This is a genomic window from Streptosporangium brasiliense (genome assembly GCF_030811595.1).
Taxonomy (GTDB): Bacteria; Actinomycetota; Actinomycetes; order Streptosporangiales; family Streptosporangiaceae; genus Streptosporangium; species Streptosporangium brasiliense.
On record NZ_JAUSRB010000002.1, the window covers coordinates 3,955,110 to 3,972,242 of the forward strand.

Consider the following 17,133-nt stretch of genomic DNA (forward strand, 5'->3'; position numbering starts at 1 on the left):
CGGCGCGCGCGGGCAGGAGTGCTCCGGGGGCGCGGCGGCGCGGTTGGCGCTCTGCGTGAGCGCGCCGCGCCATAGTGTCATCCATGGGGGAAGCATCCGGATCGGCTGGATTCTCGCGCGGCTTCAGGCTGGTGATCGGGCTGGCCGCCGCGGTGGTGGCGCTGGCCGGGGTCAGGGCGGTGGCCGACATCGCCGGCCCGGCCTTCCTGGCGCTCGTCCTCACCGTCGCGGTGAGCCCGCTGCGGGTCTGGCTGCGCCGCCGGGGCGCCAGGCCGTGGGTGCTGGTCACGGTCCCGCTGCTCACGGTCCTGCTGCTGCTCGTCGCGCTGGTCGGCGCGCTGGTCGTCTCGGTGGCGCAGCTCGTGGCGCTGCTGCCCTCCTACGCCGGCCAGTACCAGCGGCTGCTCGACTCGATCGCCCGGGAGATCGACCACCTCGGCATCACCCAGGAGCAGGTCAGGTCGGCGATGAGCAAGCTCGACCCCGGCTCGCTCATCGGCCTGGTCCAGAGTTTCCTGGGCGGCCTGTTCGGCGTCGGCTCGGCGCTCGTCCTGATCACGCTGCTGCTGTTCGGGATGAGCCTGGACGCCACCGCGGCGCACGACGCGGTCAGGTCGCTGCGGGCCTCGCGGCCCCACATGGTCGGCGCGCTGGGCGAGTTCGCCCGGGGGACCTGCAACTATCTGATCGTCTCCACCGTCTTCGGGCTGATCGTGGCGGTGCTCGACGCCATCGCCCTGTGGATCATGGGAGTGCCGCTGCCGCTGCTGTGGGGTCTGCTGGCGCTCATCACCAACTACATCCCCAACATCGGGTTCGTCCTGGGGCTCCTCCCGCCCGCGCTGCTGGCGCTGCTGGACTCCGGGCCGGGCGCGATGGTGGCCGTGGTGGCCGTCTACTCGGTGCTGAACTTCGTCATCCAGTCGCTGATCCAGCCCAAGTTCACCGGCGAGTCCGCCGGGCTGTCCACCACGGTCACCATCCTGTCCCTGCTCGTGTGGACCTACGTCCTCGGCGCCCTGGGGGCGATTCTGGCGGTCCCGCTCAGCGCCCTGGCGCGTGCGCTGCTGCTCGACTCCGACCCCGTGACACGCTGGGCCATCCCCCTGGTCAGCGGCCGGACAGCCGGCCGCCCCTGACGGCCGGGCCCGCCCGGCGCGCTCCACGGAGCCGGCTCAGAGCTCCTTCAGCGCGGCCTCCACCGCACGGTGGAAGGTCGGGTAGGCGTAGATCATCTCGCGGAGGCGGCGGACCGGGATCCTGGCGTGCACGGCCAGGGTGAGCATGCTCAGCACCTCGCCGCCGACCGGGCCGGCGCTGGTCGCGCCGGCCAGGACGCCGTCGGCGGCGACGAGCTTGACGAACCCCTCGTTGCCCGCCCGATGGATCCAGCCCCTGGTCGAGTCCGGGATCCGGGTCAGGGCGGTCCGCACCTCCAGGCCCTGCTCCCTGGCCTGGGCCTCCGACAGCCCGACCGAGCCGATCTCGGGGTCGGTGAAGGTCACCCGGGGCACCGCGTGGTACTCCGCGTCGTGGACGGGCTCGCCGAGGATGTCGCGCACCACGATGTCGGCCTGGTACATCGACATGTGCGTGAAGGCGCCCTTGCCCGTCACGTCGCCCAGCGCCCAGACTCCCTCGGCCGCGCGCATCCGCCCGTCGGTCTCGATCGACCGGGCCGACTCGTCGAGCCCGACCGCGCCGACGCCCAGCGCCCTGAGGTCCGAGCGGCGCCCGGTGGCCACCAGCAGCCGCTCGGCACGGACGGCGGGGCCGTCCTCGACCTCCAGCGTGAACGCCGAGCCGTCGTGGCTCACCCGCCGGGCCCTGGCGCCGGTCCGCACCTGGATGCCCTCGGCCTCGAACACCTCGGTGATCAGCGCGCTCGCCTCCGGCTCCTCCAGAGGCAGCAGCCGGTTCGTGCCCTCCACCACGGTCACCGCCGTGCCGAACCGGGAGAACACCTGGCCGAGCTCGGCCCCGATCGCCCCGCCGCCCAGCACGATCAGGGACTCGGGTGCCTTCTCGGTCTCGATCGCGTGGTGGTTGGTCCAGTAGGGGGTCTCCCGCAGCCCCTCGATCGGTGGCACGGCGGGCTGCGAGCCGGTGGCGACCACGATGCCCCGGCGGGCCCGCAGCACCTGGCCGTCCACGGTGACCTCGCCAGGACCGGTGATCTTCGCCGCTCCCCTGACCAGGCGGGCGCCCTTGCCGGTGAGCCGGTCGGCGGCGACCTGGTCGTTCCAGCCGTCGGTGGCCTCCTTGCGGATCCGCTCGGCCACCTGGGCCCAGTCGGGTGAGACCGTCGAGTCGCCCGCCAGCCCCGGCACGCGCCTGCCCTCGGTGAGCAGGTCGGCCGCGCGGATCATCATCTTGGACGGTATGCACCCCCAGTAGGGGCACTCGCCCCCGACCAGGGCCGCCTCGACGGCGGCCACCTGGAGGCCGGCCTCGGCCAGCCGTCCGGCGGCGTCCTCGCCGCCCGGACCCGTGCCCAGCACGATGATGTCGAATTCCATGCCTCAACCTTGCCCTTCGTCGGACGTGGGAACGTTTCGGAGGTGGCCGAGCAGGCGGGCGAGCTGCTCGCCGTACCGCTCGGCGAACTCCTCGGAGGCCGGGTCCTCGCCGCAGATCGCACGGGCCACCTGGGGGAAGACCGCCCCGGCGTTCGAGGCGGAGAAGAGCATGAGCAGCAGGTGGGCGGGGTCGAGGTCGTCGGGGAACTCGCCCGCCCGCTGCCGCCGCCGCATGTCCTCGACGTCGCGCCGCATGTCCTCCGCCACCGCGGCGCTCTCGCCGCCGCTCTCCTCCAGCCCCTCCCAGATGAGGATCCTGGCGGAGTCGCGGTCGCTGACGGTCGCCCTGACGTGGAAGCGCACGAGCTCGGTCAGCGGGAACGAGGCCCCGGCGAAGGCGCTCTCCCGGCTGTGCCACCGGGAGGTGAGCGCCTTGAGCAGCCCTTCCTTGCCGCCGAAGTAGTAGGAGATGAGCTGCTTGTTCACCCCGGCCCGGGCGGCGATCTCACTGACCCTGGCCCCGGCGAACCCCTTGGCGGAGAACTCGGCCCTGGCGGCCTCGATGATGCGCTCCCGGGTGCGCTCGGGGTCGCGCCGCCGTTCGGCCGGAGCTCGGCGAGGGGTCTTGTCCATGTCTTACCGTAACACCGTCACCCATATGGATGAATCTATCAACCTTATGGTTGACGCTTTCATCCGCCCGGTTGACAGTGGGGTCGTGGCAGGGCAGCGGGTCGCGATCTTCGGCGGCGGCATCGGCGGACTCCGCCTTGCGCAGGGCCTGCGCAAGGCGGGCGGGAGCACGTCGCGGCCGTCGCGGACCACGAGGCCCGGATGCGCGAGTACGGCTACGCGGCCGTGCGCGACTCCCTCGGGGCCGCCAGGCAGTCCGTGGACGACAACGCCGTCGCCCGGGCCGGTCTCAAGACCTTCCTCCGCGCCGCCCGGCGCCTGCCGGCCCTGAGGCGCAGGGCCTTCTCCTGACCCCGCGCCTCACGTGACCCCGCGCCTCACGGCAGGCTCTGCTCCACCCAGACAACCTTGCCCTTGGGCGTCAGACGGGAGCCCCAGCGGTGGGCGAGCCAGTTGATGAGGTGAAGCCCGCGGCCGGTGTCGTCCTCGCTGCCCGCCTCGCGCATGACCGGCATCGCCAGGGAACGGTCGGTCACCTCGCACACCAGCGTCGGACCGCGGAGCAGGCGCAGCCCGACCGTGCCGGAGCCGTGCTTGATCGCGTTGGTGACCAGCTCGCTGATCATGAGCTCGGTGGCGTCGGCGATCGCGTCCAGCCGCCACTCGGTCAGGGTGGCGCGGACGAAACGGCGGGCGGTGGAGGCCGAGCGGGGGTCGGAGGGCAGGGAGATGTCGACGACGTCGTCCTCGCCCAGCTCGCGCACCCTGGCCAGCAGCAGCGCGATGTCGTCGCGCTCGTGTCCCGGGCGCTGGGCGTCGATCGTGAGGTCGCAGACCTCTTCCAGGTCCTGGTTACGGCCGGCGAGCAGGTCGCACACCATGCCGATGCCCTCGTCGATGTCCCGGTCGCGGCTCTCCACCAGGCCGTCGGTGTAGAAGGCGAGGACGGCGTCGTGCGGGAGGACGAGCTCGCGCATCTCGACCGGGTCGTTGCCGATGCCCAGGGGGAGCCCCGGCGGCAGCTCCAGCAGCTCGGGCTTGCCGCCGGGCCGTACCAGGATCGGCGGCACGTGTCCCGCCGAGGCGATCGCGCAGGTCCGCGTGACCGGGTCGTAGGTGGCGTAGACGCACGTCGCGATCTGGGTGGCGTCCAGGTCCTGGCTCATCCGGTTGAGCCGGAACAGCACCTCGGCCGGGCTGAGGTCGAGGCTGGCCAGCGTGCGGGCGGCCGTGCGCAGCTGGCCCATCGTGGCCGCCGCCCTGATGCCGTGCCCCATGACGTCGCCGACCACGAGGGCGACCCGGCAGCCGGGCAGCGGGATCACGTCGTACCAGTCGCCGCCCACCCCCACCAGGTCGCTGGCGGGCAGGTAGCGGGAGGCGATCGTCAGGCCCAGCGGCTGGTAGAGGTCGGCGGGGAGCAGGCTGCTCTGCAGGGTCAGGGCGGTACGGCGCTCGCGGTTGTAGAGCCGGGCGTTGTCCAGGCAGACCGCGGTCCTGGCCGCCAGCTCCTCGGCGAGGGCGATGTCCTGCTCCTCGAAGGGATCGCTGTCCGGCCTGCGGGTGAAGATGACGAAGCCCAGCACCCGGCCGCGCGCCTTCAGCGGGACCACCAGGAACGAGCTGTCCTCCAGCACCTTGGACACCGAGTCGCGCTTCCAGAACCGCCCGATCTCCTCGGCGGTCCGGCGGCCCAGGCGGGGGTAGAGGATCGGGTTGCCGGTGGCCATGCACCTGGCGTAGGGGGTCCACGCCTCGTAGACGGCGACCTCGTCCACCGGGAACGCCTTGGCGTACTCGCCGGGCGCCGGGTCGGACACGCCGACCGCGATCCGCCGCACCAGCGCCGTGCCGTCGGTGCTGCGCTGCGGGAACTCGCCGTCGGTCATCAGCCGGTCCTGCACGAGGATGCCCGCCGCGTCCGCGAAGCGCGGTACGGCGACGTCCATCAGCTCCCTGCCGGTCTCGAACATGTCCAGCGTGCTGCCGATCCGCTTGCTCGCCGCGTTGAGCAGCGAGAGCTGCTCGTGCATGGTGGCGGGGCTGCTCATCCGGGGTGCCGCGGCCGCCGGGTCCTTGGCCACGAACCGGCGGTTCACTCGCTCCACCGGGGGGCCGGGACCGGGGTCCACCAGGTCGTGAGCTCAAGGTCCTCGGCGATGACGTTGGCGCCGTTGTAGCCGGGGGCCGCCGAGACCGAGCCGCCGGGGTGGCTGCTCGCCCCGCAGAGGTAGAGGCCGTCGATCGGGGTGCGGTACTGCCCGAGCTCGGGGACCGGCCGGTTGCCGCCCAGCTGGGCGGGCTCGTAGGCGCCGACGTGGTGGCTGCCGCGCACCATGTTGACGCAGTGCCGCTCGATGTCGAGCGGGGAGAAGACCCGTTTGCCTAACACGGCGCCTCCGGCGAGGTTGGGGGCGTATTCGGACCACTCGGCGAGCAGCCGCTCACCGATCTCCTCACGCCGCCGATCCCAGTTGCCCGGGTCGCCGCCGAGGTCGTAGGGGGCCCATGGCCACCAGAAGGCCACGTGCTTGCCGTCCGGGGCGTAGGAGGGGTCGAACAGCGAGGGGCAGGCGCCGTTGCCCGCCAGCCGGTCGGGCAGCCGCCCCTGGTGGATCTGGTCGAAGGTACGGCCGAGCTGCTCGCTGTCGTCGGCGCCCAGGACGACCAGGAAGGCCCGGTCCACATCGGGCTCGAACTCGGCCGCCCGGTAGCGCGGCGCCTCCTCCAGCGCGAGGTGCAGAGTGACCAGGCTGTGCCCGGCCCACTTGTAGTTCTCCACCTTGGCCGCGATCTCCGAGCCGAAGTTCTCCGGGCCCGCCAGCCGTACCGTCTGGGGGGCGTCCACCGCGCTGGCCACGAACCGCCGCGCGTTCAGGACGTCGCCCGTGGCCAGCCTGACCCCGACGGCCCGGCCGTCGTCGACCAGGATCCGGTCGGCGTGCGCACCGGTGATCACGGTGCCGCCGTGCTCCTCGATGACGGCGCGCAGCGCGTTCGCGACGTTCACCGAGCCGCCCACCGGCACGCCGAGCCTGGCGATGCGGGAGAGCAGGCGGGGGAAGAAGCCGCCGGTCCCGGGCACGTCCTCGATCGAGATCGCGTGCAGGAAGGACTTGAACAGCACCCTGACCTGCTCGCTCTCGAAATTCCTGTCCACCGCCTCATACAGCGACAGGGGCATGTAGCTCAGCAGGTCCCGGCCCAGGTCGCCCTGGAGCCGCTCGGCGAGCACGTGCGGCGGCAGCGGCCTGGAGTACAGGAAGCCGTTCATCAGGTCCCTGGCCGCCTCGGCGTAGCGCCCGTGCAGCTCCAGCCACCGGTCGGCGTCGGCCTGGGAGAAGCGGGCGAAGGACTCGGCGGTGCGCTTGGCGTCGGTGTAGACCGTGACCGCGCGGCCGTCCCTGAAGATCGTGGAGTGCTGGGTCTCGGGATACACGTAGCGCAGGCCGTGGCGCTGGAGTTCGAGGTCGGCCGGGACCGGGCCCTCTTCCAGGAAGTGGTAGCTGCTGTGGGTGTTGTGCCGGAATCCGGGGAGGGTCAGCTCCTGGGTGCTGCAGCCGCCGCCGGCCTCGTCGTTGCGCTCGACGACCGCGACGGACAGGCCCGCCTTGGCGAGATAGGCGGCGCACGTGAGCCCGTTGTGACCGCCGCCGATGATCACGCCGTCGAACCCCGCCACGTTCTCCTCCTGCGCCTTGACTGCCATTCAGGAGAATCGTAAAGAACGATCTACGCTCGGGTCCGGGTTTGACGGAGATTTCTGGATATTTCTTGATCTCAATAGCATGGTCCCGATCTGTGACGCTGCCGTCAAGATTGTCCCGAAGATCCGGGCGACTCCAGGACGGGAAGCCCGGCCAGCGCCGCGTCGATCCGGTCCTGGGGGAGCGCGTAGTCCTCCAGCTCCCCGGCCAGATGGCGATCATAGGCGCTCAGGTCGAAGTGCCCGTGCCCGCAGAGCGCGGTCAGCAGGACCTTCGGCTCGCCGCTCTCCTTGCACCGCAGTGCCTCGGCGATGGTCTCGGCCAGCGCGTGGGCCGGCTCGGGCGCCGGGACGATCCCCTCGGTCCGGGCGAAACGCAGCCCCGCCTCGAAGCACTCGCGCTGGCCCTTGGCCACCGCCTCGAACATGCCCAGCTCGTACATGTGCGACAGCAGAGGGGACATGCCGTGGTAGCGCAGGCCGCCCGCGTGGATCGGATCGGGGACGAAGGCGTGGCCGAGCGTGTGCATCTTCAGCAGCGGCGTGAATCCGGCGGCGTCGCCGAAGTCGTAGGCGTAGACGCCCCGGGTGAGCGACGGGCAGGACTCCGGCTCCACCGCCCGGACCACCGGGTCCATCCGCCCGGCCAGCTTCTCCCGCAGGAAGGGGAAGGCCAGCCCGGCGAAGTTGGAGCCGCCACCGGTGCAGCCCACGATCACATCCGGCACCTCGCCGAACGCGGCCAGCTGCTCGATCGCCTCCTCGCCGATCACCGTCTGGTGCAGCAGCACGTGGTTGAGCACGCTGCCGAGGGCGTAGCGGACCTCGGGGCCGGATCCGGCCACCTCGACGGCCTCACTGATCGCGATGCCCAGGCTGCCCGGCGAGTCGGGCCGCTCGGCCAGGACGCTCCGGCCCGACACGGTCAGCGGAGAGGGGCTGGCGTGCACGGTCGCGCCGTAGACCCGCATCAGGCTCCTGCGATGCGGCTTCTGGTCGTAGGAGGCGCGCACCATCCAGATCTCGCACTCGATGCCGTACTGCGCGCACGCGAACGCCAGCGCCGTGCCCCACTGGCCGGCCCCGGTCTCCGTGGTGAGCCGCCTGATCCCCTGCCGCGCGTTGTAGTAGGCCTGCGGGACGGCGGTGTTCGGCTTGTGCGAGCCCGCGGGCGAGCCGCCCTCGTATTTGTAGTAGATCCTCGCCGGGGTGCCGAGAGCGCGTTCGAGCCGGTGCGCGCGGATCAGCGGAGTGGGCCGCCAGAGCCGGTAGACGTCACGGACGCTCTCCGGGATGGCGATGAACCGCTCGGTGGAGACCTCCTGGGCGATCAGCTCCATCGGGAACAGCGGTGCGAGGTCGTCCGGCCCGACGGGCTGCGAGGTGTCCGGACGCAGCGGCGGCGGTGGCGGCACGGGGAGGTCGGCCACGATGTTGTACCAGGTGCGGGGGGTGCGGGACTCGTCGAGCAGGACTCGGGTGGCTCCGGTCATCGTGCGCCTCCACGGATCGGCTCCACCCAGTGTCCACGCGATCGCCCTCGGTGGTCCACACTCCACGCCCCGGCGTCAGGAGAGGCGACGCCAGTGATCCACAAGTCGGCCTCCAACGCCTCTGCCTAGAGTGATCGCCGGCCGCCGGGTCCGGCACCGACGGCCGACCGGACCGTTCGGGGCCGGTGCGACCGGGCCGAGTCACGTCGGCGACCTCGGGAAGAGGAGTCATGACAGGGGACAAGAAGCTCCCAAGAGCCGCTGTACTGCGGATCAACAAGTGCCTGTGGAACGGATCGGACGTGCTCGACCTGAGCGACATACCCCTGGACGCGCCGCCTGGGCAACTACGTGAACTGACCCACCTGCGCGAGCTCCGCCTGAACCTCACCAGAGTCCCCGAGCGGCTGAGTGACCTCACCGCCCTCACCCATCTCCGTCTGGACGGTGAGCTGACCAGCCTGCCCGAGTCGCTGGGCGGCCTCACCGCCCTCACCTCGCTCGACGTGTACGGCAACCGGTTGACCGAGGTCCCTGAGTGGCTGGGCGGCCTCACCTCCCTCAAGTGCCTCTACCTGCAAGGGAACCAGCTCACCGGCCTCCCTGACTCGCTGGGGAACCTCACCGCCCTCACCGAGCTCATCGTGAGCAAGAACCAGCTGACCGAGATCCCCGAGTCGCTGGGCGGCCTCGCCGCCCTCCAGCGCCTCTACTTGGGAATCAACCGGCTGACCAGCCTGCCCGAGTCGCTGGGCGGCCTCACCGCCCTCACCTCGCTCATCCTGATGAACAACCGGTTGGCCGGCCTGCCCGAGTCGCTGGGCGGCCTCACCGCCCTCCGACACCTCTTCCTGCAGAACAACCGGCTGACCAGCCTGCCCGAGTCGCTGGGCGGCCTCACCGCCCTCACCGAGCTCTACCTGGAGGGCAACCAGCTGACCGGCCTTCCCGGCTCGCTGGGCAACCTCACCGCCCTCACCCGGTTCCGCCTGGAGAGCGACCTGCTGGCCGGCCTCCCCAAATGGCTGCGCCATCGCGCCAAGACTCCGCGGTAGCACCGTCGCCGGCTGACCCGTCGACGGGCCCGAAAGATCCTGAAATTTTGGAGAAGCGAAAAGGCCAGGTCGCCGCATATGGGCTGACCTGACCTTTTCTCGTTGGAGCGGACGACGGGAATCGAACCCGCGTAGCCAGTTTGGAAGACTGGGGCTCTACCATTGAGCTACGTCCGCGCGAGCCGGTGTCAGTCTGGTCTAGACTTCATCCGGTCGTCAGGGCGTAATCGTACCGGAGTTCCGGAGCGAGCGCGTACCCGGCGGGACGGGGTGTGGCGCAGCTTGGTAGCGCACCTGCTTTGGGAGCAGGGGGCCGCAGGTTCAAATCCTGTCACCCCGACACGTAGTGGCAGACAGAGGCCGTTTCCGATCTCCGGAAACGGCCTCATCTGTCTTCCGGGGGGACCGGCCGGAGGGGCTCGCCCCCCGCGTACGGCATGCCAAGGTCAAGAAGTCGAACAAAAGAGCGAATGTTGTGTCGCTCGATGAATTTCCCGTGGTCGAGCCGGGCAGAAAGTCGTCGATACCTTCGACCGGTCCCCGCAGGGGACACGGCACGGCCGTCACGACCGGCGACGGCCCCCCGCCGGCACGGGGAGCCGTCCGGCCCTCTCCACGGAGGAAGCGTCCATGACCATACCCAGCGGGCCGTCCGACTCCGGCGGCTCCCAGCGCTCGTCGTTGATCTCCCTGAGGGTCGCGGTGATACTCGCCACCGGTCTGGTGGCCGGCATCGGCGCGGCCACCCTGCTGGTCCTGGGAGAGGTCCCGCTCCCGCTGGCCGCCCTGAGCGGCTGCGGCGCGGCCGGTGGGGTCACCATGGCCCTGCACAAACTCGTGGAGTAGGCCGGGCGACGGCCCGGCGGGATGTACGGCGGGCGGGCCGGGCGGCTGTCGCGGGACGTGCCGCGAGGGTCAACGGCGCCGTGCGGGATGTGCCGCGAGGATTCAGGTCTGCCGTGCGGGATGTGCCGCGAGGATTCAGGTCTGCCGTGCGGATGCGCCGTGAGGGGCAGAGGGTGCCGTGCGGGAAGTGTCCGAGGGTCAGACGGTGCCGCTGAAGAGGGCCCAGACGGCCTTGCCCCCACGGTTGAGGTGGTCCCAGCCCCAGCACTGGCTGTAGGTCTCCACGATGTAGAGGCCCCTGCCGTTCTCGGAGATGAAGTCGGGCTCCTTGGGGGTGGGGACCTCGTTGCTGGGGTCGGCCACGGCCAGGAGCACGTGGGGCGACAGGTGCAGCAGCATCAGGGTGATCGGGGTGGTCTCGGGCTGACTGGCCGGACACAGTGCGTAACGGACCGCATTCGTGACCAGTTCCGAAACCACTAGCGCTGCGTCATCGCTCAGTTCCGACAATCCCCAGTCGCTCAACGTGGACCGGGTCACATCCCGGGCGGTCTTCACCGAGTCGGCCTGCCGGGGGAGCGGGCAGGCCGTGGCGCCGGAGTGGTTGGCCGCGAGCAGTTCGTCGAAGCCGACGTCGCGAGTCGCCTGCAGGTAGTCGGCAGCCGATTTTGGCTCCTCCACCATCCTGCCGGTACCTCCCGCTGTCATCGTGAGTCTCCGTGCCAGTTGTGAGTTTTCAGAGCCTGTGCACCATAAGCCCAATATGCACTAGGCCATCATGGGTCACCGGAACGTCCGCTGCAAGACCCAAATGCACGTGCAGTTGCAATGTGCAGCCGCATGGGCGGTTATGACATCACGTTGGCGAATCGGACACGGGGATGGGACCTTGTCATCGCGGCCGGAAGTGGTGACACTGTGTGCGCTGGCCCAAGTGAAGAGGGAGGCGAAGTGACGCAGGTTCAACAGGGATCAGGTCCCACAGCTCTGCGTATCCTTTTGGGCTCCCAACTGCGCCGGCTGCGCGAGGCCAAGGGGCTGTCGCGAGAAGAGGCGGGCCATCTCATCCGGGGCTCCGAATCCAAGATCAGCAGAATGGAGCTCGGCCGGGTCGGCCTGCGCGAACGCGACGTCGCCGACCTGCTCACCTTCTACGGGGTGGAGGACGAGGCGGCCCGCTCGGCGGTGATGGACCTCCTGCTGAGGGCGAACGAGCCCGGCTGGTGGCACCGCTTCAACGACCTGCTGCCCTCGTGGTTCCAGACCTACGTCGGCCTGGAGGAGGCGGCGTCCCGGATCCGCACCTATGAGGTGCAGTTCGTGCCGGGCCTGCTCCAGACGGAGGAATACGCCAGGGCGGTCATCACCGCGGGGAGCGCCGGGATCGCCCCCGAGGAGATCACGCGCCGCGTCGACCTACGGATGGAACGCCAGCAGGTGCTCAACCGGCCCGACGGGCCGTTCTTCTGGGCGGTCATCGACGAGGCCGCGCTGCGGCGCCCCATCGGCGGCGCGGAGGTGATGAGGGCGCAGCTGGAACACCTGCTCGACCTCATGCGCCGGCCCAACATCACGATTCAGGTGATGCCGTTCAGCTTCGGCGGCCACAGCGCCGAGGGCGGGGCCTTCAGCGTGCTGCGCTTCCAGGATCACGAGCTCCCCGACGTGGTATACGTCGAGCAGCTCGCCAGCGCCCTCTACCTCGACAAACGAGAGGAAGTCGACCGCTACAGCGAGGTCATGGAACGGCTGTGCGCGGTGAGCACCACCCCGGGCGAGACCACCGACATCCTGCGGCGCATCGTCAAGGAGAACTGAACGAGCGGCGGTCGCCCCGAGGTGTAGGTCTGCCCTAGACTGGCCAGCGGCGCTGGACACCCGCCACAGTGGAGCATGCCCTAATCTCGCATCTCGACGGCTGTGCCCGGTGCCGCTCATGTGGGCGCGGCGCGCGAGCTTGCCGCGGTAGCCGTACGACTTGACGCGCCCGCGATCACTCGAAGCTTGATCAAGGAGACCACCCCGTGAAGACCGCTGTGGAGGAGCTCAGCCCGACTCGGGTCAAGCTCACTGTCGAGGTGCCGTTCGAGGAGCTCGGCGAGAGCCTGCAGGCGGCGTACAAGAAGGTCGCGCAGCAGGTGCGCGTCCCCGGCTTCCGCCCCGGCAAGGTTCCGGCCCGGATCATCGAGCAGCGCTTCGGCCGCGCGGTGGTGCTGGAGGAGACCCTCAACGACGCCGTACCGAAGCTGTACGGCCAGGCCGTCGACGCGAGCGACCTCTTCCCGGTCAGCCCGCCGGAGATCGAGGTCACCAAGATCGATGACGGCGAGCAGGTCGAGTTCACCGCCGAGGTGGACATCCGCCCGAACTTCGACGTCCCCGACTACCAGGGCATCGAGGTCACCGTCCCGGTCGCCGAGGTGTCCGACGAGGACGTCGAGGCCCAGCTCGACGGCCTGCGCCAGCGCTTCGCCACGCTGACCGGCGTCGAGCGCGCCGCGGCCAACGGCGACTACGTCGTCATGGACCTCGCCGCCGCGATCGACGGTGTGAACATCGAGGAGCAGCAGGCCAACGACGTCTCCTACGAGGTCGGCGCCGGCTCGGTGCTGCAGGGCCTCGACGACGCGCTGGTCGGCATGTCCGCCGGTGACACCAAGGAGTTCACCACCAACCTGGTCGGCGGCGAGAACGCCGGCGAGGAGGCCGTGGTCACCATCACCATCAAGAGCGTCAAGGAGAAGGTCCTCCCCGAGCTCGACGATGAGTTCGCCCAGCTCGCCAGCGAGTTCGACACCCTCGACGAGCTCAAGGACAGCGTCCGCGAGCAGGCCCGCCGCAACAAGCTGATCGAGCAGGTCGTCAAGGCCCGGGAGAACGCCCTGGAGGCGCTCCTCGCCAAGATCGACATCCCGCTGCCGGACAGCGCGTTCGAGCGCGAGGTCGACAGCCGCAAGCACAACCTCGAGCACCAGATCGCCGAGAGTGGCCTGAGCAAGGAGGCGTTCTTCCGCCTCTACCAGACCACCGAGGAGGAGCGCTTCGCCGAGTTCGACGAGAGCGCGGCCAAGGCGCTCAAGACCGGCTTCGTCCTCGACAAGATCGTCAAGTCCGAGGAGCTCGGCGTCAGCGAGCAGGAGCTGACCAACTTCGTGGTGCAGCGCGCCATGCAGATGAACGTCGCCCCGAACACCCTCGCCCAGCACCTCGCCGACAGCGACCAGCTCACGCTGGCCATGGTCGAGATCGTCCGCGACAAGGCCAAGAGCCTCATCGGCGACGCGGCCAAGGTGACCGACGAGGCCGGCAACGAGGTGGACCTCAAGGCCATCTACACCGAGATCAACGGTGAGCAGCCCGCGGAGGAGGCGGCTGACGAGCCCGCCGAGGCCGAGGCCGAGGCTGAGGCCAAGTAGGCCCCGCCACGACGCACCCGACGCCCCCCGCCGTGCCCGGCACGGCGGGGGGCGTCCGGCGTCTCCGGCCCCCGCCGCACCTCGGGGACCGGTCAGGGGCGAGCGATTCCCTGGACGGTCCTGAGGGCTCCTCCGCTCCCGGCCCGGCGAGCCGCGGTCCGGACCGGGCGAGCGCCGCCGTCCGGGCCGGGTGTGCCGCGGTCCCGGCCGGAGCGAGGGCCCCGGCCGCCGCCGCGGAGGGAGCGGGAGCCGGCCGGACGCCTCCGGCCCGGTCCTCCCCGAGGCCGCGTGCCCCCCGGCCACACCCCTACAGGGCCGTACGGCACCCCCTGGACCGGTCTTCACGGGGCCGCGGCACGGGGGCCGGACCGGTGTCGACACGCTGGGGGTCACGGGCGGAAACTGGATCCGAGGGGCCGCGGGAAAGAGTCCGATACGGGGTGATGAGCATGCGCCGTCAGCGAACAGCACGTGGAGGGGGCATGTCCGGTAGGCGGCGCGCGTTAAGGTCACAAGCAAAGCCAATCGATTACGACGCATCGGAAGGTGACGCTGTGACCAGCCCGCCGACCTTCTACCAGCCGACCGGCTCCGGGCCCGAGTCGATGAGCCAGTCGAACGGCTCGTTCAGGCTCGAAGACCAGCTCTACCAGCGGCTGCTGCGTGAGCGCATCATCGTGCTGGGCACTCAGGTCAACGACGAGATCGCCAACCGAATCTGCGCCGAGCTGCTCCTGCTCGCCGCGGACGATCCCGACCGGGACATCTGGCTCTACATCAACTCGCCAGGCGGATCAGTGACCGCTGGCATGGCGATTTACGACATGATGGAATACGTGCCGAACAACGTGTGCACGGTCGCGATGGGCCTGGCCGCTTCCATGGGCCAGTTCCTCCTCTGCGCTGGCGCACAGGGCAAGCGTTACGCCCTGCCGCACGCCCGCATCATGATGCACCAGCCGTCCGGAGGCATCGGCGGCACCGCCGCCGACATCGCCATCCAGGCGGAGCAGATGCTCTACGTCAAAAAGACCCTTGCCGAGCGCATCGCCTTCCACACCGGTCAGAGTTTGGACCAGATCGAGGCCGACTCCGACCGCGACCGCTGGTTCACGGCCGAGGAGGCCAAGGACTACGGTTTCATCGACCAGGTCGTGCGCAGCGCTCGACAGGTGCCCTCCTCGGGCGCCGTCTCCTGAAAGGGCACAAGGTGAGTGAGTTGATCCGGCCGGGAGACATCAACGGCCGTTACGTTCTTCCGTCCTTCACCGAACGCACGTCGTACGGCATGCGGGAGATGAACCCGTATGCCAAGCTGTTCGAGGACCGCATCATCTTCCTCGGCGTGCAGGTCGACGACGCTTCGGCCAACGACGTCATGGCGCAGCTGCTGACGCTCGAGTCGCTCGACCCCGACCGTGACATCAGCATCTACATCAACTCGCCGGGCGGTTCGTTCACCGCCATGACGGCGATCTACGACACGATGCAGTTCGTCCGTCCGGAGATCCAGACGGTCTGCCTGGGACAGGCGGCGTCCGCCGCGGCGGTGCTGCTGGCCGGCGGCACGCCGGGCAAGCGCTTCGCCCTGCCGAACGCCCGCATCCTGATCCACCAGCCCTCCACCGAGGGCGGCGGCCAGGGCAGCGACATCGAGATCCAGGCGCGGGAGATCCTGCGGATGCGCTCGCAGCTCGAGTCGATCCTGGCCCAGCACTCGGGCAAGGACCCCGACGCGATCCGCAAGGACATCGAGCGCGACAAGATCCTCAATTCTGAGGAGGCGAAGGCGTACGGGCTGATCGACGACATCATCCCGTCCCGCAAGAAGCTCGCCAAGGCCATAGCCTCTTAATGAGCCGTATCGCACCGGAACGGTGCCCAATTGGGCACGTTCCGGTGCGACTCGCCGCTAGGGGGCTCACTGAGGGCTCAGAAGACGGTAACGTCGAAACCTGAGCGGGATGACTTTCCGCACCGGGTATCGGACCGGTCGGAAGAAACGGACCGCGGCAGCCAGGGCGGTCCCACGCAAAGGAGTATCTGGGGTGGCACGCATCGGCGACGGGGGAGACCTGCTGAAGTGCTCTTTCTGCGGGAAGAGCCAGAAGCAAGTCAAGAAGCTCATCGCCGGGCCCGGCGTATACATCTGCGATGAGTGCATCGATCTCTGCAACGAGATCATCGAAGAGGAGCTCAGCGAATCCTCCGAGCTCAAGTGGGACAGTCTGCCGAAGCCGAGGGAGATCTACGAGTTCCTCGACGCCTACGTCATCGGTCAGGACCAGGCGAAGAAGGCTCTCTCGGTGGCGGTGTACAACCACTACAAGCGGGTGCAGTCCGGTGAGCGCGGGCGTGACGACGGCCTCGAACTGGCCAAGTCCAACATCCTGCTCCTGGGCCCGACGGGTTCCGGCAAGACACTGCTCGCCCAGACGTTGGCGAAGATGCTGAACGTGCCGTTCGCCATCGCCGACGCCACCGCCCTGACGGAGGCGGGCTACGTGGGCGAGGACGTCGAGAACATACTTCTCAAGCTGATCCAGGCCGCTGACTACGACGTCAAGAAGGCCGAGACCGGCATCATCTACATCGACGAGGTGGACAAGATCGCTCGCAAGAGCGAGAACCCCTCGATCACCAGGGACGTCTCCGGTGAGGGCGTGCAGCAGGCCCTGCTGAAGATACTGGAGGGCACCACGGCGAGCGTGCCGCCCCAGGGCGGGCGCAAACACCCTCACCAGGAGTTCATCCAGATCGACACCACCAACGTGCTCTTCATCTGCGGTGGTGCCTTCGCCGGCCTCGAAAAGATCATCGAGTCCCGGGTCGGCCGCAAGGGCATCGGCTTCAACGCCATCATCCACTCCAAGGAAGACGTCGACACCTCTGACATCTTCCGCGCCGTCATGCCCGAGGACCTGCTGAAGTTCGGCATGATCCCCGAGTTCGTCGGCCGGCTCCCGGTCATCACGAGCGTGCACAACCTCGACCGCGACGCGCTCATCCAGATCCTCACCGAGCCGCGCAACGCCCTGGTCAAGCAGTACCGCCGTCTGCTCGAACTGGACAACGTCGAGCTGGAGTTCACCGACGACGCTCTGGAGGCGATCGCCGACCAGGCGATCCTGCGCGGCACCGGCGCGCGTGGCCTGCGGGCCATCCTGGAGGAGGTCCTCCAGTCGGTGATGTACGAGGTGCCCTCCCGCCAGGATGTGGCGCGCGTCGTCATCACCCGCGAGTCGGTGCTCGAACACGTCAACCCGACGCTCGTGCCGCGCGACCAGCTCAACAAGCAGCAGCGGACGCCCCGGGAGAAGTCCGCCTGACCCGTCCGCACCTCCGGCGCCCCCGCAGAGAGTCTCTGCGGGGGCGCCGTCGTTTCCCGGCCCCGCCCGATGGAGCGACCGCCGGGGGCCGCCCGGCCGGACAGCAGCCGGACGCGGGTCAGGTGGTGGACCCGGG

General features: G+C 69.6%; 15 protein-coding genes and 2 tRNA genes. 10 read left to right on the top strand and 7 right to left on the bottom strand.

Features of this window, described 5'->3' with window-relative positions; all coding sequences use genetic code 11:
* The first annotated feature begins 83 nt into the window (after positions 1-83).
* Positions 84-1,139 carry an AI-2E family transporter gene (locus J2S55_RS26870; protein ID WP_306866349.1) on the top strand — a complete coding sequence of 352 codons (1,056 nt, stop codon included), beginning with the start codon at positions 84-86 and terminating at the stop codon, positions 1,137-1,139.
* Between the two features lie 36 nt (positions 1,140-1,175).
* On the opposite strand, the gene J2S55_RS26875 is transcribed toward J2S55_RS26870, so the two are convergent.
* The gene (locus tag J2S55_RS26875; protein ID WP_306866351.1) at positions 1,176-2,519 is read right to left on the bottom strand and encodes a dihydrolipoyl dehydrogenase family protein; all 1,344 of its coding nucleotides are present in this window, start codon (positions 2,517-2,519) and stop codon (positions 1,176-1,178) included.
* Positions 2,520-2,522: 3 nt separating this feature from the next.
* Positions 2,523-3,152: a TetR/AcrR family transcriptional regulator gene (locus J2S55_RS26880; protein WP_306866353.1), complete on the bottom strand. Its 630-nt coding sequence runs from the start codon at positions 3,150-3,152 to the stop codon at positions 2,523-2,525.
* Between the two features lie 201 nt (positions 3,153-3,353).
* Here J2S55_RS26880 and J2S55_RS26885 point away from each other — a divergent pair, with 201 nt between their 5' ends.
* Positions 3,354-3,503 (top strand): hypothetical protein, encoded by a 150-nt coding sequence (locus J2S55_RS26885; RefSeq protein WP_306866355.1) that lies wholly within the window; start codon positions 3,354-3,356, stop codon positions 3,501-3,503.
* Positions 3,504-3,529: 26 nt separating this feature from the next.
* Here J2S55_RS26885 and J2S55_RS26890 read toward each other — a convergent pair whose 3' ends face one another.
* From J2S55_RS26890 to J2S55_RS26900, 3 genes are all read right to left on the bottom strand, one after another.
* Positions 3,530-5,251, bottom strand: coding sequence for an ATP-binding SpoIIE family protein phosphatase (locus J2S55_RS26890; RefSeq protein WP_306866358.1), 1,722 nt, complete (start codon positions 5,249-5,251; stop codon positions 3,530-3,532).
* Positions 5,248-6,861, bottom strand: a complete 1,614-nt coding sequence (locus J2S55_RS26895) for a phytoene desaturase family protein (RefSeq protein ID WP_306866361.1) — start codon at positions 6,859-6,861, stop codon at positions 5,248-5,250. The genes J2S55_RS26890 and J2S55_RS26895 overlap by 4 nt, the downstream gene beginning before the upstream one ends.
* Positions 6,862-6,965: 104 nt before the next feature.
* On the bottom strand, positions 6,966-8,351 hold the full coding sequence (locus tag J2S55_RS26900) for a TrpB-like pyridoxal phosphate-dependent enzyme (RefSeq protein ID WP_306866363.1): 1,386 nt from the start codon (positions 8,349-8,351) through the stop codon (positions 6,966-6,968).
* Between the two features lie 230 nt (positions 8,352-8,581).
* Here J2S55_RS26900 and J2S55_RS26905 point away from each other — a divergent pair, with 230 nt between their 5' ends.
* The gene (locus tag J2S55_RS26905) at positions 8,582-9,406 is read left to right on the top strand and encodes a leucine-rich repeat domain-containing protein (RefSeq protein ID WP_306866365.1); all 825 of its coding nucleotides are present in this window, start codon (positions 8,582-8,584) and stop codon (positions 9,404-9,406) included.
* 103 nt (positions 9,407-9,509) lie between these two features.
* Here J2S55_RS26905 and J2S55_RS26910 read toward each other — a convergent pair.
* A tRNA-Gly gene (locus J2S55_RS26910) sits at positions 9,510-9,583 on the bottom strand.
* An 89-nt stretch (positions 9,584-9,672) separates the two neighbouring features.
* Between J2S55_RS26910 and J2S55_RS26915 the strand changes: the two genes are divergently transcribed.
* Both J2S55_RS26915 and J2S55_RS26920 read left to right on the top strand, forming a co-directional pair.
* Positions 9,673-9,746, top strand: a tRNA-Pro gene (locus tag J2S55_RS26915).
* Positions 9,747-10,036: 290 nt separating this feature from the next.
* The gene (locus J2S55_RS26920; RefSeq protein WP_306866366.1) at positions 10,037-10,252 is read left to right on the top strand and encodes a hypothetical protein; all 216 of its coding nucleotides are present in this window, start codon (positions 10,037-10,039) and stop codon (positions 10,250-10,252) included.
* 198 nt (positions 10,253-10,450) lie between these two features.
* Here the strand turns inward: J2S55_RS26920 and J2S55_RS26925 are convergent, their stop codons facing one another.
* A complete protein-coding gene (locus J2S55_RS26925) occupies positions 10,451-10,960 on the bottom strand; it encodes an ATP-binding protein (protein ID WP_306866368.1) in 510 nt (169 codons plus the stop codon).
* Between the two features lie 243 nt (positions 10,961-11,203).
* Here J2S55_RS26925 and J2S55_RS26930 point away from each other — a divergent pair, with 243 nt between their 5' ends.
* The 5 genes from J2S55_RS26930 (at position 11,204) to clpX (ending at position 16,997) form a co-directional block, all read left to right on the top strand.
* A complete protein-coding gene (locus J2S55_RS26930; protein ID WP_306866370.1) occupies positions 11,204-12,070 on the top strand; it encodes a Sco1979 family transcriptional regulator in 867 nt (288 codons plus the stop codon).
* Between the two features lie 206 nt (positions 12,071-12,276).
* Positions 12,277-13,668, top strand: coding sequence for a trigger factor (gene tig / locus J2S55_RS26935; protein ID WP_306866372.1), 1,392 nt, complete (start codon positions 12,277-12,279; stop codon positions 13,666-13,668).
* Between the two features lie 554 nt (positions 13,669-14,222).
* Positions 14,223-14,867 carry a ClpP family protease gene (locus J2S55_RS26940; protein ID WP_370879703.1) on the top strand — a complete coding sequence of 215 codons (645 nt, stop codon included), beginning with the start codon at positions 14,223-14,225 and terminating at the stop codon, positions 14,865-14,867.
* Between the two features lie 11 nt (positions 14,868-14,878).
* Positions 14,879-15,523, top strand: a complete 645-nt coding sequence (locus tag J2S55_RS26945; RefSeq protein WP_306866373.1) for an ATP-dependent Clp protease proteolytic subunit — start codon at positions 14,879-14,881, stop codon at positions 15,521-15,523.
* Between the two features lie 193 nt (positions 15,524-15,716).
* A complete protein-coding gene (clpX, locus tag J2S55_RS26950) occupies positions 15,717-16,997 on the top strand; it encodes an ATP-dependent Clp protease ATP-binding subunit ClpX (protein ID WP_306866374.1) in 1,281 nt (426 codons plus the stop codon).
* The last annotated feature ends 136 nt before the right edge of the window (positions 16,998-17,133 follow it).